Origin of the sequence: Bacillus sp. FSL R5-0443 (assembly GCF_038608285.1) — a bacterium.
Classification (GTDB): domain Bacteria; phylum Bacillota; class Bacilli; order Bacillales; family Bacillaceae; genus Bacillus; species Bacillus velezensis.
In genome coordinates this window covers 2099251-2119181 of record NZ_CP152013.1, presented here as the reverse complement: position 1 = coordinate 2119181, position 19931 = coordinate 2099251, and the positions used below count along the sequence as shown (strand labels likewise).

The window sequence follows — 19931 nt, the reverse complement described above, 5'->3', positions numbered from 1 at the left end:
ACATGAATCAATGGATGGATCTTGCAGAGAGAGTGCTGGACGGGGCGGAAGTAACGAATCAAGAAGCGCTGGCCATTTTAAATTGTCCTGATGAGGATCTTTTATTGCTGATGCATGCCGCTTTTCATATCAGAAAACGATTTTACGGAAAAAAAGTAAAGCTGAATATGATTATGAATGCAAAATCAGGCCTGTGTCCGGAAAATTGCGGGTACTGTTCACAATCTTCAATATCAAAAGCGCCGATTGAGTCTTACCGGATGGTGGATAAGCATATATTGCTTAAAGGGGCAAAACGCGCCCACGACCTGAATATAGGGACATACTGTATCGTCGCCAGCGGCCGGGGACCGTCAAACAGAGAAGTGGATCAAGTTGTTGATGCTGTCAAAGAAATTAAAGAAACGTACGGTTTAAAAATCTGCGCATGCCTCGGTCTGCTGAAGCCGGAACAGGCAGAGCGGCTGAAACAGGCAGGAGTAGACCGGTACAATCATAACATCAATACATCACAAAGAAATCACTCAAACATTACGACCTCCCACACGTATGACGACAGGGTCAATACAGTGGAAACGGCGAAACAATCGGGGATGTCACCTTGTTCTGGTGTCATCGTCGGCATGAAAGAGACGAAACAGGACGTCATTGATATGGCGAACAGCTTAAAAGCGCTTGACGCCGACAGCATCCCGGTTAATTTTCTGCATGCGATTGACGGAACTCCGTTAGAAGGGGTAAGCGAATTACATCCGGTGTATTGCCTGAAAGTGCTCGCCTTGTTCCGTTTTATCAATCCGTCAAAAGAAATCCGTATCTCAGGAGGCCGGGAAGTCAACCTTCGTTCGCTGCAGCCGCTGGGACTTTACGCCGCAAATTCGATTTTCGTCGGAGATTACTTAACGACAGCAGGGCAGCAAGAAACAGAGGATCATCAAATGCTCCATGATTTAGGTTTTGAAGTCGAATCCGTTGAAGAAATGAAAGCCGGCCTGCAATCCGCCTGCAATACGGAGGTATAAGATGACGGCGGACCTATCGATTGCACATCCGTCTCTCCATGCGGATTCGGGTTTTTGGAATGACCCTTACCCGTTTTATGACAAACTGCGATCCATTGATCCTGTTTATAAAGGAACCGTATTAAAATATCCGGGCTGGTATGTCACCGGGTACAAAGAAGCGGCAGCGATTCTGAAAGACATTCGGTTTAAAAACCGCATTCCTCTTCCAGAAGCTTCAACGAAATATCAAAATCTATCGCATATCCAGCACGATATGCTGTTATTTAAAAATCAATCAGACCATAAGCGGATGCGGATGCTTATCGGTAAAGAATTTACCGCAAAGACGGCGGAATCACTTCGCCCTTGTATAAAAGAAACGGTTCATGACTTGTTGGATCAAGTCCAAATCAAAAAAACCGCGGACCTTGTTTCAGAGTTTGCCTTTCCATTGGCAAGCCTTATCATTGCGGAGATACTCGGAGTGCCGAAAGAGGAGAGATATCAATTCAGACAATGGACGGCAGACGTCATTCAGGCCATTGATCTTACCCGATCAAGAAAGACGTTAGTCAGAGCAAGCGACACCGCAGGCAGGCTGACGTCATATTTCAGAGATTTGATTCACAAGCGGGAAGCGCACCCTCAACAAGACTTGATCAGCAGGTTTATTATGGAGGAACAGCTTTCAAAAGAGGAAGTGCTCGCGACATGTATCTTACTTGTCATAGCCGGACACGAGACGACGGTAAACCTCATAAGCAACGGTGTGTTTACTTTATTGAAACACCCTGAACAGCTTAGCGCACTGAGAGAAAACCCCTCGCTTATTGAAACTGCAGTTGAGGAATGTCTGCGCTACGACAGCCCCGCGCAGCTGACGGCACGCACCGCCTCAGAAGACTGCGAAATAAATGGGAAGACCATAAAAAAAGGAGAGCAGGTATATATCCTTTTAGGGGCAGCCAATCGCGATCCAAGCATATTCGATCAACCTCACAAAATGGATATCCAAAGAAAACCGAATCCGCATCTTGCATTCGGAAGGAACGCCCATTTTTGCATAGGCTCCTCATTAGCGCGCATCGAAGCACAAATTGCAATTCTCACACTGTTTGAGCGGATGCCTAAGCTTCGGCTGGCTGCACACCGCCTTGAATACCGCAAGCTCATTGGTTTTAGGTCGCTCAAAGAGCTCCCGGTTGTCATTGGCTGAATGACCATGCAGGAGGGCCGGATTTTATCGGTTCCTCTTGCAGGAAATAAATGAAAGAAAAAAGAATACATATTTATAAAGCAAAAATCCTCTCTGATCCATCTCACTATCCCTAAAAAAACTCACTGCTCAGCCAATCAATCTAATACAGCAAGAGTCTCCCTTTCTTTCGCCAAAACGGAACATTCATCATGATGCACATTTTTTCAGCCTTAGAAACTGTGCAAAACCGGCATGTTTTTTGCTTTATTTTCTCGATTTTTTGTAAGCGCTTACTAATATTAAGCAGAAAAGAGGGGGATTTGTGGACATTGTTATTATTTTATTGGCATTAGGCATGCTGATGTTTGCGGCTTACCGGGGCTTTTCAGTCATTTTATTCGCCCCGATTTGTGCGCTGTTTGCCGTGCTCCTGACAGATCCAAGCTTCGTACTTCCTTTCTTCTCGAATATATTTATGGAGAAGATGGTAGGATTTATTAAGCTGTATTTTCCCGTATTTCTTTTAGGGGCCGTTTTTGGCAAGGTTGTTGAAATATCCGGGCTCGCCGAGTCGATTGCAAAAACAATCGTCAAGCTTGTGGGAGCAAAAAGAGCCATTCTCGCCATCGTCTTAATGGGTGCGATTTTAACGTACAGCGGCGTCAGTCTCTTCGTAGCGGTGTTTGCCATTTATCCGTTTGCTAAAAACCTATTTATTAAAGCTGATATTCCCAAGCGTCTGATACCCGGTACGATTGCATTGGGCGCCTTTACATTTACAATGGATGCGCTTCCCGGCACACCGCAAATTCAAAATGTCATTCCGACCGCTTTTTTTAAAACAAACATTTATGCCGCTCCCTGGCTCGGACTGATTGGTGCAGCATTTGTGCTTACGGCCGGAATGATTTATTTAGAATCCCGGCGCAAAAAAGCGGCTAATGCCGGAGAAGGCTATGCTGGATTTCAATCTGAAGTTTCCGCTGCAGAGGAATCCTCAGGTCTGGCTAATGAAACACATACGCCTGTTTTACCGCAGGAGGCAGAACCCAGCCCCGCGCGGCAAGTTCTCGCCTTTGTTCCGCTTATCCTTGTGGGGGTCATGAACAAATGCTTCACGATGTGGCTCCCGCATTGGTACCCTGACGGATTTGATTTTGCGCCGCTCGGCTTAGAAGCGTTCGGGAAGATTGACCTTTCCTCCGTCACTGCGATCTGGTCAGTAGAACTCGCACTGTTCATCGGAATCATGACCACGATTTTGTTCGATTGGAAAAAAGTCCTCTTCAATTTGAAAGAAGGACTGAATGAGGGTATCGGGGGTGCCTTGCTGGCGTCAATGAATACAGGAGCCGAATACGGATTTGGCGGCATCATTGCGGCGCTTCCCGGCTTTAAAATGGTCAGCAGCGGCATATCGCAGACGTTTACTGATCCGCTCGTCAACGGAGCGGTGACGACCACTGCGCTTGCCGGGATTACAGGATCGGCATCAGGAGGAATGGGCATCGCTTTAAGCACGATGTCAGCAGCGTATACAGAAGCAATCAATACATTCCACATCCCGCCGGAGGTCATGCACCGGGTGATCTCGATGGCCTCCGGCGGGATGGACACTCTTCCGCATAATGGCGCCGTCATTACGCTGCTCGCGGTCACCGGGTTGACCCACCGCCAATCCTACAGGGATATCTTTGCCATTACCGTCATTAAAACAGCCGCTGTGTTTGTCATCATCGCCATTTACAGTCTGACGGGCCTTGTGTAGCCAAAACAGAAAGGGGAAACGAATATGGGAAAAGGAAAAGTGATGGACTCTTATCAAGATGCTGCTGCACTGATCAAGGACGGAGACACCCTCATCGCAGGAGGCTTCGGCCTGTGCGGCATTCCGGAACAATTAATTCTCGCGATCAGGGACAGCGGCGTAAAAAACTTGACCGTTGTCAGTAATAACTGCGGTGTTGATGATTGGGGGTTAGGCCTCTTGCTTGCAAACCGGCAGATCAAAAAAATGGTCGCATCCTATGTGGGAGAAAACAAAACCTTTGAACGGCAGTTTTTAAGCGGGGAGCTGGAAGTCGAATTGGTGCCCCAAGGAACGCTCGCAGAAAGAATTCGCGCGGGAGGGGCGGGCATTCCGGCGTTTTACACACCTGCGGGCGTCGGAACATCAGTAGCCGAGGGAAAAGAACATAAGACATTTGACGGACGCACCTATCTTCTGGAGAAAGGGATTACAGGGAACGCCGCCATCGTAAAGGCCTGGAAAGCCGATCCTCTGGGCAACCTGATGTTCAGAAAGACGGCGAGAAATTTCAATCCGCTCGCTGCAATGGCAGGCAAAGTGACGATTGCAGAGGCTGAAGAAATCGTCGATGCCGGAGAGCTTGATCCGGATCAAATTCATACGCCGGGTATTTTTGTGCAGCACGTGCTGCTCGGCGGGATTCATGAAAAACGGATTGAACGCCGCACCGTCCGTCAAGCATGATAAAGGAGGCTGACAGAATGAGAGATAGCAGAAAACGAATGATCAAACGGGCTGTAAAGGAAATTAAGGACGGAATGAATGTGAACTTGGGGATAGGGATGCCGACGCTTGTAGCCAATGAGATACCGAATGATTATAACGTCCTGCTTCAGTCTGAAAACGGCTTGCTCGGGATCGGGCCTTATCCGGCGGAAGGAACGGAGGACCCCGATCTGATCAACGCGGGAAAAGAAACCATCACCGAAGTAAAGGGAGCCTCGTATTTTGACAGTGCCGAATCCTTTGCCATGATTCGCGGCGGCCACATTGATGTAGCGATCCTCGGCGGGATGGAAGTGTCCGAACGGGGAGATTTGGCGAACTGGATGATCCCCGGAAAAATGATCAAAGGAATGGGCGGCGCAATGGACCTAGTTCACGGAGCAAAACGGATTATTGTCATTATGGAGCACGTTAATAAATATGGGGAATCTAAAGTGAGAACGGAATGTACGCTGCCTTTAACCGGCAGGCAGGTGGTCGATCGGCTGATCACAGATTTGGCTGTATTCGATTTTCATGATGGCCGTATGACGCTCACCGAACTGCAGGAAGGTGTAACAATGGAGGAGGTCTTTGAGAAAACAGAAGGTCATTTTACTGTCAGCCAGTCGTTAAAAAACGGGGTCAGACCAAAATAAGGAGGTGCCGTCATGCATTCATTGCTTATTGAAAAAGCAGCCGTTGTAACAGGAGCAGCCGGAGGAATCGGGCTTGAAATTGCAAGAGAATTCGCCCGTGAAGGAGCAGCCGTCATCATCTCTGATGTAAACGAACAAGCGGGGAAAGAAGCGGCGGCAAGACTGAAAGATGAAGGCTGTGAAGCAGTCAGCATCACATGCGATGTAACAAATGAAAAGCAAGTGGCCGACATGCTGCAGACGGTCGAGAAACAATTCGGGCGCCTCGATATCCTTGTGAATAATGCGGGCATTCAGCATGTCGCGCCCATCGAGGAATTTCCCACCGAACAGTTTGAACGGCTCATTCGTCTCATGCTGACTGCGCCATTTATCGCAATGAAGCATGCATTCCCCATTATGAAAAAACAGCAATTCGGTCGAATCATTAATATGGCGTCTGTCAACGGGCTGATCGGTTTTCACGGGAAAGCGGCATATAACAGCGCCAAGCACGGCGTCATCGGTTTAACGAAAGTCGGCGCACTTGAAGGCGCGGCTGACGGCATTACCGTCAATGCGCTTTGTCCGGGATATGTGGACACTCAGCTTGTCCGCAATCAGTTAAAGGACATTTCCGCAACAAGGAATGTACCGTACGAGCGGGTGCTTGAGGACGTCATCTTTCCGCTCGTTCCCCAAAAACGGCTGCTGTCAGTGAAGGAAATTGCTGATTACGCCGTATTTTTGGCCAGCGACAAAGCAAAAGGGGTCACAGGTCAGGCCGTAGTCATGGATGGCGGGTATACCGCTCAATAGTTCTTATACTTTTTAAAAAAACAGCCGCTCTGAACGGCTGTTTTTTTATGCCTGAAAACCTTGTTCACTCAATAGGCCGATTTACTGCGTCAATCGGTATCCGGGCAGGGTCATTCGCATGTTCTGCGGCGTATTTCGTCCTTGCGGATTTTCCCCATCCAGATCCATTTCTGCGCCGCATTTATAATTAAGCGCAATCAGTTTACAATCCTTCACAGATATACAAATGAATTTTTACAATAAACAGAAAATATGTAATTTCTGACACAATAATGCCAATAGCCCTAAAACATATGAAACATGAAGAGCGCGTCCGAAGTGAAGAAGAGCCGGTAACAGGCTCCACCCCGGCTTTCATCATCTCTCTTTAAGACTGATTTTCGGCGAAACCCCCATGTTTTATTTTATGAATAAATATATCTAATTCGTTTGTGAAAACGAACAATAACTCCTCCGAAAGTATTCTATACACATTTGTTATAATCATGCTAGGATGTTAGATAAAGGGATATTTTGTAGGATATTGTATCCCCTGTTCAATATGATCGGAGGAATCTCATGAACAATCTTGCCTTTTTATTTCCTGGACAAGGGTCTCAATTTGTAGGAATGGGCAAACAATTTTGGAATGATTTTGTGCTCGCAAAGAGATTGTTTGAAGAAGCGAGCGATGCGATCTCCTTGGATGTAAAAAAACTGTGTTTTAACGGAGATATGAATGAATTGACAAAGACAATGAACGCGCAGCCCGCTATTTTAACGGTCAGTGTGATTGCTTTTCAAGTGTATATGCAGGAAATAGGGGTGGAGCCCCGCTTCCTGGCAGGCCATAGCTTAGGCGAATATTCAGCGCTTGTCTGTGCCGGCGCCCTTTCTTTTCAGGATGCCGTTACACTTGTAAGGGAGCGGGGAATTCTTATGCAAAATGCGGATCCCCAGCAGCAGGGGACGATGGCCGCCGTGACACAGCTCTCTCTCCAAACGTTGCAGGAAATATGTTCGAAAGTATCGACGGAAGACTTTCCGGCAGGTGTAGCCTGCATGAATTCAGAACAGCAGCATGTGATTTCCGGACACCGGCAAGCTGTGGAACGTGTCATCAAGATGGCGGAGGAAAAGGGTGCGGCATACACTTATTTGAATGTCAGTGCGCCTTTTCACAGTTCGATGATACGATCAGCCTCCGAACAATTCCAGACTGTTTTACACCGGTATTCCTTCCGGGATGCCGCATGGCCGATCATTTCAAATGTCACCGCGCGCCCTTACAGCAGCGGAAATTCGATCAGCGAACATCTCAAGCAGCACATAACGATGCCGGTAAGATGGACGGAATCGATGCATTACTTGCTTTTACACGGAGTCACAGAAGTCATCGAAATGGGTCCGAACAATGTCTTAGCCGGTCTGCTGAGAAAAACAACGAATCACATTGTACCTTATCCCTTAGGACAGACATCTGATGTTCACTTGCTTTCCAATCCAGCGGAAAGAAAGAAACATATTGTCCGTTTACGCAAAAAACAACTGAATAAATTGATGATTCAATCCGTCATTGCGCGAAATTACAACAAGGATTCAGCGGCTTATTCCAATATGACGATGCCATTATTTACGCAAATCCAAGAGCTGAAAGAGAGAATGGAAAGACATGAAAATGAGCTCTCAGAACAAGAGCTCGAACATTCGATCCATTTATGCAAATTAATTTTCGAGGCTAAACAGCTTCCGGATTGGGAAGAATTGCGGATTTTAAAATAAAGCGCCCAGGAGGGAACCTATGTATACCAGTCAATTCCAAACCTTAGTAGATGTCATTCGGGAAAGAAGCAATATCTCTGATCGCGGGATCCGTTTTATCGAATCCGATAAAAACGAGACGGTTGTCTCTTATCGCCAATTGTTTGAAGAGGCGCAAGGGTATCTTGGCTATTTACAGCATCTCGGCATTAAGCCGAAGCAGGAAATTGTATTTCAAATCCAAGAAAACAAATCATTTGTCGTTGCTTTTTGGGCTTGTATATTAGGAGGAATGATCCCGGTTCCGGTCAGTATCGGAGAAGATGATGACCATAAACTGAAGGTCTGGCGCATTTGGAATATATTAAATCATCCGTTTCTGATTGCCTCTGAAAAAGTATTGGACAAAATAAAGAAATACGCTGCAGAACACGATTTACAGAATTTCCATCATCAATTAAACGAAAAATCTGACGTCATTCAAGATCAAACCTACGATTACCCCGCTTCATTTTATGAACCTGATGCGGATGAACTCGCCTTTATCCAATTTTCTTCAGGATCGACAGGAGATCCAAAAGGAGTCATGTTAACGCATCACAACTTAATACATAACACGTGTGCCATTGGCACTGCCCTACACGTTCATTCGAAAGACTCTTTCTTATCATGGATGCCCTTAACGCATGATATGGGGCTCATCGCCTGCCACCTTGTTCCCTTCATAACCGGAATCAATCAAAATCTGATGCCTACAGAGTTATTTATTCGCAGACCTATTCTTTGGATGAAAAAAGCTCATGAACATAAAGCCAGTATTCTATCATCTCCTAATTTCGGGTACAACTACTTCCTTAAATTTCTGAAAAACGAACCAGACTGGGATTTATCCCACATCAAGGTCATCGCAAACGGTGCAGAACCGATATTGCCGGAGCTGTGTGACGAATTTTTGAAAAGATGCGCAGCATTCAATCTGAAAAGATCCGCCATTTTGAATGTTTACGGTTTAGCGGAAGCGTCGGTCGGCGCAGCATTCTCTAAATTAGGTGAAGAATTCGTTCCCGTTTATTTGCATCGTGACTATTTAAATCTTGGTGAAAGAGCTGTAAAAGTCAGCAAAGAGGACCAAAATTGCGCTTCATTCGTCGAGGTGGGACAACCTATTGACTATTGTCAGCTTCGGATCTCCGATGAAACAAATGAAAGAGTAGAAGACGGAATCATCGGCCATATCCAGATCAAAGGAGACAATGTGACGCAAGGGTATTATAACAACCCAGAGAGTACGGAAAAAGCGCTGACTTCTGACGGCTGGGTAAAAACGGGAGACCTCGGATTCATTAGTGAAAGTGGTAACTTAGTCGTAACCGGAAGAGAAAAGGACATTATTTTCGTGAACGGAAAAAATATCTACCCGCACGATATTGAACGGGTCGCGATTGAAATGGAAGAGGTTGACTTAGGAAGGGTTGCCGCCTGCGGTGTATATGATCAAAAGACGCAAAGCGGAGAAATTGTGCTCTTTGTTGTTTACAAAAAATCACCTGAAAAATTCGCACCGCTTGTCAAAGAGATAAAAAAACATTTGTACAAGCGGGGCGGCTGGAGCATAAAAGAAGTCCTTCCGATCCGAAAACTCCCTAAAACAACCAGCGGAAAGGTTAAACGCTACGAACTTGCCAGACAGTATGAGGCAGGGAATTTTTCAACAGAGTCTGCCGCCATCAATGAATGTTTGGAGAGCAGTCCGGAAACATCCGGACAGACACCCATTCATGAGATAGAAACGGAATTGCTGTCTATCTTTTCCGATGTGCTCAACGGGAAAAAGGTTCACCTCGCTGACAGTTATTTTGATATGGGAGCAAATTCATTACAGTTATCGCAGATTGCCGAGCGCATAGAACAGAAATTCGGACGCGAGCTTGCCGTTTCAGATCTCTTTACGTATCCTTCTATTACTGATTTAGCGGCATATCTGTCTGAAAGCCGGGCTGAAATCAAGCAGGACGCGGCCGCGAAACCAAGCCATGTGACACCGAAAGATATCGCCATTATCGGGATGTCGCTCAATGTCCCGGGAGCGTCAACGAAAAGTGATTTTTGGAATCTGCTTGAAAAAGGTGAGCACAGCATTCGAGAATACCCCGAATCCCGGCTGAAAGATGCGGCGGATTATTTAAAGTCCATCCAAAGCGTGTTCAATGAGAGTCAGTTTGTGAAGGGCGGCTATTTAGATGAAATCGACCGCTTTGATTACTCGTTCTTCGGTTTAGCTCCTAAAACGGCTCAGTTTATGGACCCTAACCAAAGACTGTTTTTGCAGTCTGCATGGCATGCGATTGAAGATGCGGGCTATGCCGGCGGCAGCATGAACGGGAGCCGTGTCGGGGTATATGCGGGGTACTCGAAGGTGGGCTACGATTATGAACGTCTCCTTTCTGCGAATTATCCGGAGGAACTTCATCAATATATCGTAGGCAATCTCCCTTCCGTGCTAGCCAGCCGAATCGCTTATTTCTTAAATTTAAAAGGGCCGGCGGTCACAGTGGATACGGCATGCTCCTCATCGCTTGCCGCCGTTCATATGGCATGCAAATCTTTAATATCCGGCGATTGTGAAATGGCTCTTGCCGGCGGTATCCGGACATCGCTCTTGCCGATCTGTATCGGGCTTGATATGGAATCTTCGGACGGGTACACGAAAACGTTCAGCAAAGATTCAGACGGCACGGGCACAGGTGAAGGCGCGGCCGCAGTCTTGCTAAAACCTTTGCAGGATGCTGTTCGCGACGGAGACCATATTTACGGCGTAATCAAGGGAAGCGCGCTGAATCAAGACGGAACAACCGCCGGGATTACAGCACCGAATCCGGCAGCTCAGACTGAAGTCATTGAGACGGCTTGGAAAGACGCGGGCATTGCTCCTGAAACACTGTCTTTCATTGAAGCGCATGGCACCGGAACGAAGCTCGGCGATCCGGTTGAATTTAACGGGCTTTGTAAAGCGTTTGAAAAGTATACGGCAAAAAAACAATTTTGTGCGATTGGTTCTGTTAAATCGAACATCGGTCATTTGTTTGAAGCGGCAGGCATCGTCGGGCTGATCAAATCTGTCCTCATGCTGAATCACAAGAAAAATCCGCCGTTAGCGCACTTTAATGAACCTAATCCGCTCATTCATTTTCACTCTTCACCATTTTACGTAAACCAGGAAGCTGCAGCGTTCACATCCGGTGATGAGCCGCTGCGAGGCGGAGTCAGCTCATTCGGTTTTAGCGGAACGAACGCTCATGTGGTACTGGAAGAATATATTTCTCAAAGTGAGTATGCACCCGAGGATGAACATGGGCCGCACCTGTTTGTTTTATCCGCTCATACTGAAAAATCACTCTATGAACTCGCACAGCAGTACCGGCAATATGTATCGGATGACAGCCAAGCTTCATTAAAGTCCATTTGCTATACAGCAAGTACGGGCAGGGCTCATTTGGATCATGGCATTGCCATGATTGTATCCGGTAAACAAGAACTATCGGATAAGCTGACCCGCCTGATTCAGGGAGACAGAAACCTTCCCGGTGTATACATCGGTTACAAGAATATGAAGGAAATGCTGCCTGCTCATAAAGAAGAGCTGAATCAACAAGCAGCCGCTCTGATTAAGCAGCGTTTACGTACGCAAGATGAACGGATTACATGGCTGCATCGCGCAGCCGAATTATTTGTGCAAGGAGCCGTTATCGATTGGCGCGCGCTTTATTCCGGTGAAACTGTACAAAAGACGCCATTGCCCCTGTATCCGTTTGAACGGAGCCGATGCTGGGCTGAAGCTGACCAATTGCGCTTAAACGAGGGCGAAAAGAAAGGAGGAGCAGCATTGAATATCAATCAATCGAAAGCGCACATTGAATCCTTCCTGAAAACTGTAATCAGCAACGCTTCAGGGATCAGAGCGGAGGAACTCGATCTGAATGCTCATTTTATCGGGCTCGGAATGGATTCTATCATGCTGTCACAGGTCAAAAAAGCCATCGCGGACGAATTTGGGGCAGATATCCCGATGGATCGTTTTTTTGATACGTTGACCAACCTTCAAAATGTCATAGATTACTTGGCTGATACCGTTCCATCGTCCTTTGCATCCGCTCCGCCTCAAGAGAATGTTCCGGCGCAGGAAAAACAGGTCATTTTAGAAGCGCAGCCTGAATCGGATCGCAGAGATGGTCATCAAGAGCATACGCTCGAAAAAATAATCGCTTCTCAGAATCAATTAATTCAGGATACCTTGCAAGCTCAATTAAATAGCTTTAATTTGTTGAGAAACAGCGGACATCATTCTGATGAGAAAGAATACGCTAAAGCGCAAGAGAAATCAATTCCTTCTGTCAAGCAGGGGCCTCCGACCGTCACTGCAGAAAAGAAAGCGGCTCAAGAAGCGAAACCCTATGTTCCTTTCCAGCCTCAGAACCTGAATGATCAAGGACACTATACCGCACGGCAAAAACAATACTTAGAAGATTTCATCAAGAAATACGCCGATAAAACGAAAGGTTCCAAACAATATACGGACAACACCCGATTTGCTCATGCAAACAACCGCAATTTGTCCAGCTTCCGTTCGTATTGGAAGGAAATCGTATACCCGATTATCGCCGAACGTTCTGACGGTTCTAAAATGTGGGATATTGACGGAAATGAATATATCGATATCACCATGGGATTCGGGGTTAACCTGTTCGGGCATCATCCTTCCTTTATTACACAGGTTATCGATGATTCAACCCGTTCATCATTGCCTCCGCTCGGCCCGATGTCAGATGTCGCCGGTGAAGTTGCCGACCGGATCCGCACATGTACCGGAGTGGAAAGGGTCGCTTTCTATAATTCCGGAACAGAGGCCGTCATGGTTGCCCTGCGTTTGGCGCGGGCGGCAACAGGAAGAAAGAAAGTCGTGGCGTTCTCGGGATCTTATCACGGCACGTTTGACGGCGTATTAGGGGTAGCCGGCACAAAAGGCGGGGCTGCGTCTGCGAATCCGCTGGCTCCGGGCATACCGCAGAGCTTTATGGATGATTTGATTATTTTACATTACAACAATCCCGATTCGCTGGACGTGATCCGCAGTCTTGGTGATGAATTGGCAGCCGTACTGGTAGAACCGGTACAAAGCCGCAGACCGGATTTGCAGCCGCGGGCATTTTTGAAAGAATTGCGGGCGATCACGCAGCAATCCGGAACAGCTCTGATTATGGATGAAATTATTACCGGATTTCGGATCGGTCTCGGCGGCGCACAGGAATGGTTCGGCATTCAGGCTGATTTAGTGACCTACGGAAAAATCATCGGCGGCGGACAGCCGTTAGGGGTAGTTGCCGGAAAAGCTGAGTTCATGAATGCGATCGACGGGGGTACCTGGCAGTATGGGGACGATTCCTACCCGCAAGACGAGGCGAAACGCACGTTTGTGGCCGGCACCTTCAATACTCACCCGCTTACCATGAGGATGTCATTAGCCGTCCTTCGCCATTTACAAACCGAAGGAGAACATCTGTATGAGCAACTTAATCAAAAAACAGCCTACCTGGTCGATGAGCTGAATCGCTGCTTCGAACAAGCGCAAGTGCCTATCCGCATGGTTCGATTCGGTTCTTTATTCCGGTTTGTCTCATCGCTTGATAATGACTTGTTCTTTTACCATCTCAACTATAAAGGGGTCTATGTATGGGAGGGACGCAACTGCTTCTTGTCTTCGGCGCATACCGCGGATGATATCGAAAATATTATTCAAGCGGTGAAAGACACGGTGGAGGATCTTCGCCGAGGCGGATTTATTCCGGAAGGCCCGGATTCCCCTGATGGCGGAGGCCGTAAAAAGTCCGGGACGCGCGAGCTTTCACCTGAACAAAAGCAGTTGGTTATGGCATCCCATTACGGGAATGAAGCTTCCGCCGCTTTAAACCAGTCCATTATGCTGAAAGTGAAGGGCGAACTGCAGCATACACCATTAAAACAAGCCGTCCGGCATATCGTTGACCGTCATGAAGCTTTACGTACGGTGATTCATCCCGATGACGAGGTGCAGCAAGTGCAGGAACGGATGAATATAGATATACCTGTCATTGATTTTACCGGTCTCCCGCATGAACATCGGGAGCCGGAAATCCAAAAATGGCTGACAGAAGATGCCAAGCGGCCGTTTCATTTCCATGAACAAAAGCCTTTGTTTAGAATCCATGTGCTTACATCGGCTCACAATGAACATCTGATTGTGCTCACGTTCCATCACATCATTGCCGATGGATGGTCAATCGCCGTTTTTGTTCAAGAACTGGAGAGCAACTACGCGGCAATCGTACAAGGAAAACCGATTTCACCGAAAGAGGCAGATGTTTCGTTTCGCCAATACTTAGACTGGCAGCAGGCACAGATTGACAGCGGCCAGTATGAAGAAGGGGTCCGTTATTGGCGGCGTCATTTCTCTGAACCGATACAGCAGCCAATTCTGCCGAGCACAGCTTCTGTCCGTTATCCGAACGGGTATGAGGGAGACCGGTGTACCGTCAGGCTTGGACGGCCATTGAGCGAGGCTTTAAGGTCATTAAGCATTCAGATGAAAAATAGCGTATTTGTGACGATGCTGGGTGCATTTCATCTTTTTCTGCACCGGCTTACCAAACAGTCAGGCCTTGTGATCGGGGTCCCCGCAGCAGGTCAATCGCATATGAAACAGCATGATCTGATTGGAAATTGCGTCAATATGATTCCGGTGAAGAACACGTCTTCTTCAGAAAGCACTTTATCCGGTTATCTTGGCAGTATGAAAGAAAGCGTGAATCTTGCAATGCGGCACCAAGCCGTCCCGATGACACTGGTGGCCAGAGAGCTTCCGCACGATCAAGTGCCGGATATGCGTATTATCTTTAATTTAGACAGGCCTTTTCGAAAGCTGCATTTCGGAAAGGCGGACGCGGAGCCCGTTGCATACCCGGTAAAATGCACCCTGTACGATTTATTTCTTAACATAACTGACGCGCATCAAGAATATGTTCTTGATTTCGACTTTAATACGAACGTCATCAGTCCGGAAATCATGAAAAAGTGGGGAGCGGGTTTTACAAAATTGCTGCAAAAAATGGTTGAGGGAGATTCAATCCCTCTTAACGCCATGATAATGTTTTCCGATGAAGAACAGCATGCTTTACAAGCACTTTACGCCGAACACCAGAAGCGGGTCTCTTCAATAGGAAGCAATACGGCAAATTTTACTGAATCCTATGAGGCGCCGGTAAATGAAACGGAGCGGCAGCTGGCGCGGATTTGGGAGGAACTTTTCGGCCTTGAACGGGTTGGCAGATCAGATCGCTTCCTGGCTCTGGGAGGAAACTCACTCCAGGCGACGCTTATGCTTTCCAAAGTTCAGAAGACATTTCAACAAAAGGTTTCCATCGGACAATTTTTCAATCACCAGACTGTTAAGGAATTAGCACGTTTCATTCAGAACGAAACGAAAGTCGTACACCTCCCAATGAAGGCTGCCGAGAAAAAAGCGTATTACCCGACATCGCCGGCACAGCAAAGAGTATATTTCCTGCACCAACTGGAACCGGATCAGCTGGCGCAAAATATGTTCGGCCACATATCAATAACAGGGAAGTACGATGAGCAAGCCCTGATCTCATCTCTTCAACAAGTGATGCAGCGGCACGAAGCGTTTCGCACGTATTTCGACATTATAGATGGCGATATCGTTCAGAAACTTGAAAACGAAGTTGATTTTAACGTTCATGTCCGGACAATGAGCCGGGACGAATTTGATGCCTATTCAGACCGGTTTGTAAAACCGTTCCGCCTGGATCAAGCTCCGTTAGTTCGTGCGGAGCTGATCAAGATTGAAAACGAGCAGGCCGAACTGCTCATCGATATGCATCATATCATTTCGGACGGTTATTCCGTCAACATCCTTACAAATGAATTGCTGGCTTTATATCATCAGAAACCATTACCGGACATTGAATTTGAATATAAAGATTTCGCAGAATGGCAAAACCAACGGCTGAATGACGATGCCATGAAGCGGCAGGAGACATATTGGCTGGAACAATTTCAAGACGAAATTCCCATCCTTGACCTTCCGACAGACGGTTCCAAAGCGGCAGAACGGTCTTCTGAGGGACAGCGTGTGACATGCTCCTTACAGCCGGATGTCATCCGTTCGCTTCAAGACTTGGCGCAAAAGGCGGAAACGACTCTCTATACAGTGCTTCTGGCCGCCTATAATGTGCTGCTTCATAAATATACGGGACAAGAAGACATTGTCGTAGGCACGCCTGCTTCAGGAAGAAATCATCCGGATATCGAAAAAATCATCGGTATTTTCATACAAACCATCGGAATCCGGACGAAGCCGCACGCCAATAGAACGTTTACGGATTATCTGGAAGAAGTAAAGCGGCAGACGCTTGACGCTTTCGAAAACCAAGACTATCCATTCGACCGGCTTGTGGAGAAATTAAATGTGCAGCGGGAAACAACCGGAAAGTCTCTGTTTAACACGATGTTTGTGTTTCAAAACATTGAATTTCATGAAATCCGGCACAATGAATGTACATTTAAAGTGAAAGAACGAAATCCAGGGGTCTCTTTATATGATTTGATGCTCACGATCGAAGATGCCGGTCAACAGATAGAGATGCATTTTGATTATAAACCGGGACGATTCACAAAAGACACCATTGAACAGATCACCAGACACTATACCGCCATTTTAAACAGCCTTGTTGAGCAGCCGGAGGTGACATTGTCTTCCGTTCCTATGCTGTCTGAAACCGAACGACATCAACTGCTGACGGAGTGTAATGGCACAAAGACGCCGTATCCGCATAAGGAAACGGTATATCGGTGGTTTGAAATGCAGGCGGAACAGAGTCCCGATCATGAAGCCGTTATTTTTGGCAATGAGCGGTATACGTACAGACAGCTCAATGAACGGGCGAACCGATTGGCGCGGACGTTACGGACAAAAGGCGTACAAGCGGATCAATTCGTTGCCATCATCTGCCCGCATCGGATCGAGCTGATTGTCGGAATTTTGGCTGTTCTGAAAGCCGGCGGCGCATACGTGCCCATTGATCCTGAATATCCGGAAGATCGGATCCAATATATGCTGAGAGATTCAAGGGCGGAGGTTGTGTTGACACAGCGCAGCCTGCTGGATCAATTACCGTATGATGGTGACGTTGTGCTTTTGGATGAGGAAAACTCATACCATGAGGATCACTCGAATCTTGAATCGGACAGCGATGTGCATGATTTGGCCTATATGATATATACGTCAGGTTCGACGGGAAATCCAAAAGGTGTACTCATTGAGCATCAGGGGCTGGCTGATTATATTTGGTGGGCGAAAGAGGTTTATGTAAGAGGTGAGAAAACCAACTTTCCATTATACTCTTCCATCTCTTTCGATCTGACTGTGACCTCGATATTTACACCGCTGGTTACGGGAAATACCATCATTGTCTTTGACAGCGAAAACAAAAGCGCTGTGCTTTCTGAGATTATGCGGGACTCAAGAATAGACATGATCAAATTGACCCCGGCACATCTGCACGTCATTAAGGAGATGAATATCGCTGGCGGCACCGCAATACGGAAAATGATTGTCGGCGGAGAAAATTTAAGCACCCGTCTGGCCAAAAGTGTCAGCGAGCAGTTTAAAGGCCGGCTGGACATTTTCAATGAATACGGACCGACGGAAGCTGTCGTCGGATGTATGATTTATCACTTCGACGCAGAACGGGACAAGCGGGAATTTGTACCGATCGGCACTCCGGCTGCCAACACGGATATTTATGTGGCCGATGCAAGCAGAAACCTGGTTCCCATCGGGGTAATCGGCGAAATATATATCAGCGGACCGGGTGTTGCCAGAGGGTATTGGAACCGCCCGGATTTAACGGCAGAGAAATTTGTTGAAAACCCGTATGTCCCGGGAGCGAAGATGTACAAATCAGGGGATTTGGCTAAGCGATTGAAGGACGGAAATCTCGTATATATTGGGCGCGTTGATGAACAAGTCAAAATCAGGGGACACCGAATCGAGCTTGGTGAAATTGAAGCAGCGATGCATAATGCGGAAGCGGTGCAAAAAGCCGCGGTTACAGTGAAAGAAGAAAAAGACGGCTTAAAACAATTATGCGCGTATTACGTAAGCGACAAGCCTATAGCGGCTGCGCAGCTTAGGGAACAATTGTCATCGAAGCTTCCGGACTACATGGTTCCGTCCTATTTTGTCCATCTGGAGCATATGCCGTTAACGTCCAACGGGAAAATAAACCGTAAGGCACTGCCTGCACCAGAATCGAGTCTGCAGCAGACAGCTGAATATGTTCCGCCGGGTAATGAGACGGAGTCCAAACTGACAGATTTATGGAAGGAAGTGCTCGGAATAAGCCATGCGGGGATCAAACATAATTTCTTTGATCTCGGAGGCAACTCCATCCGAGCGGCTGCCTTAGCCGCCAGAATTCACAAAGAGCTGGATGTGAATCTGTCTCTCAAAGACATATTCAAGTTTCCTACCATTGAACAATTGGCTGACAAGGCGTTACACATGGACAAAAATCGATATGTACCGATTCCGGCTGCAAAGGAAATGCCATATTATCCGGTTTCTTCAGCTCAGAGGCGGATGTATTTGTTAAGTCACACAGAAGGCGGCGAGCTGACTTACAATATGACGGGTGCCATGAATGTGGAAGGGACGATCGATCCCGAACGGTTAAACGCCGCTTTCCGAAAATTAATCGCGCGTCATGAAGCGTTGCGGACCAGCTTTGATTTATATGAAGGCGAGCCGGCACAGCGTATTCATCAGAACGTCGACTTTACGATAGAACGGATTCAAGCAAGCGAAGAAGAAGCGGAAGACCGTGTGCTTGATTTCATCAAAGCGTTTGACTTAGCCAAACCGCCGCTGATGCGGGCCGGACTGATTGAAATTGAACCTGCGCGGCACGTGCTTGTGGTTGATATGCATCATATCATTTCTGACGGCGTGTCCGTCAATATTCTGATGAAAGATTTAAGCCGAATCTACGAGGGGAACGAACCGGGCCCGCTCTCTATTCAATATAAAGACTTTGCAGTTTGGCAGCAATCGGACCTTCAGAAACGGAACATCAAGAGCCAGGAAGCGTATTGGCTGGATCAGTTTCACGGTGATATTCCTGTACTAGATATGCCTGCGGATTATGAGCGACCTGCCATACGCGATTACGAAGGCGAATCATTTGAATTTCTTATACCCGAACACTTGAAACAGCGTTTAAGCCAAATGGAAGAAGACACAGGAGCAACACTGTATATGATTTTATTGGCAGCCTATACGATTCTTTTATCCAAATACAGCGGACAAGAAGATATTATCTTAGGAACGCCATCTGCCGGGCGGACTCATCTGGATGTAGAGCCGGTCGTGGGAATGTTCGTCAATACGTTAGTCATTCGCAATCACCCGGCGGGCCGTAAAACATTTGATGCCTACTTAAATGAAGTAAAAGAAAACATGCTGAACGCCTATAAAAATCAAGACTATCCGTTTGAAGAATTAATTCAGCATCTGCATCTTCCAAAAGACTCAAGCCGCAATCCTTTATTCGATACGATGTTTGTGCTGCAAAATCTTGATCATGCTGAATTGACTTTCGATTCCCTTCAACTCAAGCCGTATCCATTTCATCATCCGGTTGCCAAATTCGATTTGACCTTGTCGATTCAGGCGGACCGCGACAACTATTACGGACTGTTTGAATATTCGAAAAAACTGTTTAAGAAAAGCAGAATCGAGGTTTTATCAAACGACTACTTACACATCCTATCGGCGATTTTGGAACAGCCAAGCATTCTAATCGAACATATCGGATTGAGCGGCAGCAATGAGGAAGAAGAGAACGCGCTTGATTCTATTCAATTGAACTTTTAGGGAAAAGCATTATTTCTTTAAAATATAT

At 46.9% G+C, this 19931-nt stretch carries 8 protein-coding genes; all 8 read left to right on the top strand.

Annotation, left to right across the window (positions count from 1 at the left end):
• Nucleotides 1-2 precede the first annotated feature (2 nt).
• The 8 genes from bioB to bamA all read left to right on the top strand — a co-directional run bounded on the left by bioB (nt 3) and on the right by bamA (nt 19903).
• Nucleotides 3-1022, top strand: coding sequence for a biotin synthase BioB (gene bioB, locus NYE28_RS10540; RefSeq protein WP_007410132.1), 1020 nt, complete (start codon nt 3-5; stop codon nt 1020-1022).
• A 1-nt stretch (nt 1023) separates the two neighbouring features.
• Nucleotides 1024-2220, top strand: a complete 1197-nt coding sequence (locus NYE28_RS10535; RefSeq protein WP_012117684.1) for a cytochrome P450 — start codon at nt 1024-1026, stop codon at nt 2218-2220.
• A 304-nt stretch (nt 2221-2524) separates the two neighbouring features.
• Nucleotides 2525-3970, top strand: coding sequence for a GntP family permease (locus NYE28_RS10530; RefSeq protein ID WP_038463951.1), 1446 nt, complete (start codon nt 2525-2527; stop codon nt 3968-3970).
• A 24-nt stretch (nt 3971-3994) separates the two neighbouring features.
• Nucleotides 3995-4696 (top strand): CoA transferase subunit A, encoded by a 702-nt coding sequence (locus tag NYE28_RS10525; protein ID WP_007410135.1) that lies wholly within the window; start codon nt 3995-3997, stop codon nt 4694-4696.
• A gap of 17 nt (nt 4697-4713) precedes the next feature.
• Nucleotides 4714-5376 (top strand): CoA transferase subunit B, encoded by a 663-nt coding sequence (locus NYE28_RS10520; protein ID WP_007410136.1) that lies wholly within the window; start codon nt 4714-4716, stop codon nt 5374-5376.
• Nucleotides 5377-5388: 12 nt separating this feature from the next.
• Nucleotides 5389-6174 carry a 3-hydroxybutyrate dehydrogenase gene (locus tag NYE28_RS10515; RefSeq protein ID WP_342490044.1) on the top strand — a complete coding sequence of 262 codons (786 nt, stop codon included), beginning with the start codon at nt 5389-5391 and terminating at the stop codon, nt 6172-6174.
• Between the two features lie 558 nt (nt 6175-6732).
• On the top strand, nt 6733-7935 hold the full coding sequence (gene bamD, locus NYE28_RS10510; RefSeq protein ID WP_342490043.1) for a bacillomycin D biosynthesis malonyl-CoA transacylase BamD: 1203 nt from the start codon (nt 6733-6735) through the stop codon (nt 7933-7935).
• Between the two features lie 19 nt (nt 7936-7954).
• Entirely contained in the window at nt 7955-19903 is an 11949-nt protein-coding gene (gene bamA, locus NYE28_RS10505; protein ID WP_342490477.1) for a bacillomycin D hybrid PKS/NRPS BamA, read from the top strand.
• Nucleotides 19904-19931: the final 28 nt, after the last annotated feature.

What these genes read in the sequence shown, in the direction of transcription:
- bioB (WP_007410132.1), top strand. Translation starts at nt 3, where the DNA reads ATGAATCAATGGATGGATCTTGCAGAGAGAGTGCTGGACGGGGCGGAA.
- NYE28_RS10535 (WP_012117684.1), top strand. Translation starts at nt 1,024, where the DNA reads ATGACGGCGGACCTATCGATTGCACATCCGTCTCTCCATGCGGATTCG.
- NYE28_RS10525 (WP_007410135.1), top strand. Translation starts at nt 3,995, where the DNA reads ATGGGAAAAGGAAAAGTGATGGACTCTTATCAAGATGCTGCTGCACTG.
- NYE28_RS10520 (WP_007410136.1), top strand. Translation starts at nt 4,714, where the DNA reads ATGAGAGATAGCAGAAAACGAATGATCAAACGGGCTGTAAAGGAAATT.
- NYE28_RS10515 (WP_342490044.1), top strand. Translation starts at nt 5,389, where the DNA reads ATGCATTCATTGCTTATTGAAAAAGCAGCCGTTGTAACAGGAGCAGCC.
- bamD (WP_342490043.1), top strand. Translation starts at nt 6,733, where the DNA reads ATGAACAATCTTGCCTTTTTATTTCCTGGACAAGGGTCTCAATTTGTA.
- bamA (WP_342490477.1), top strand. Translation starts at nt 7,955, where the DNA reads ATGTATACCAGTCAATTCCAAACCTTAGTAGATGTCATTCGGGAAAGA.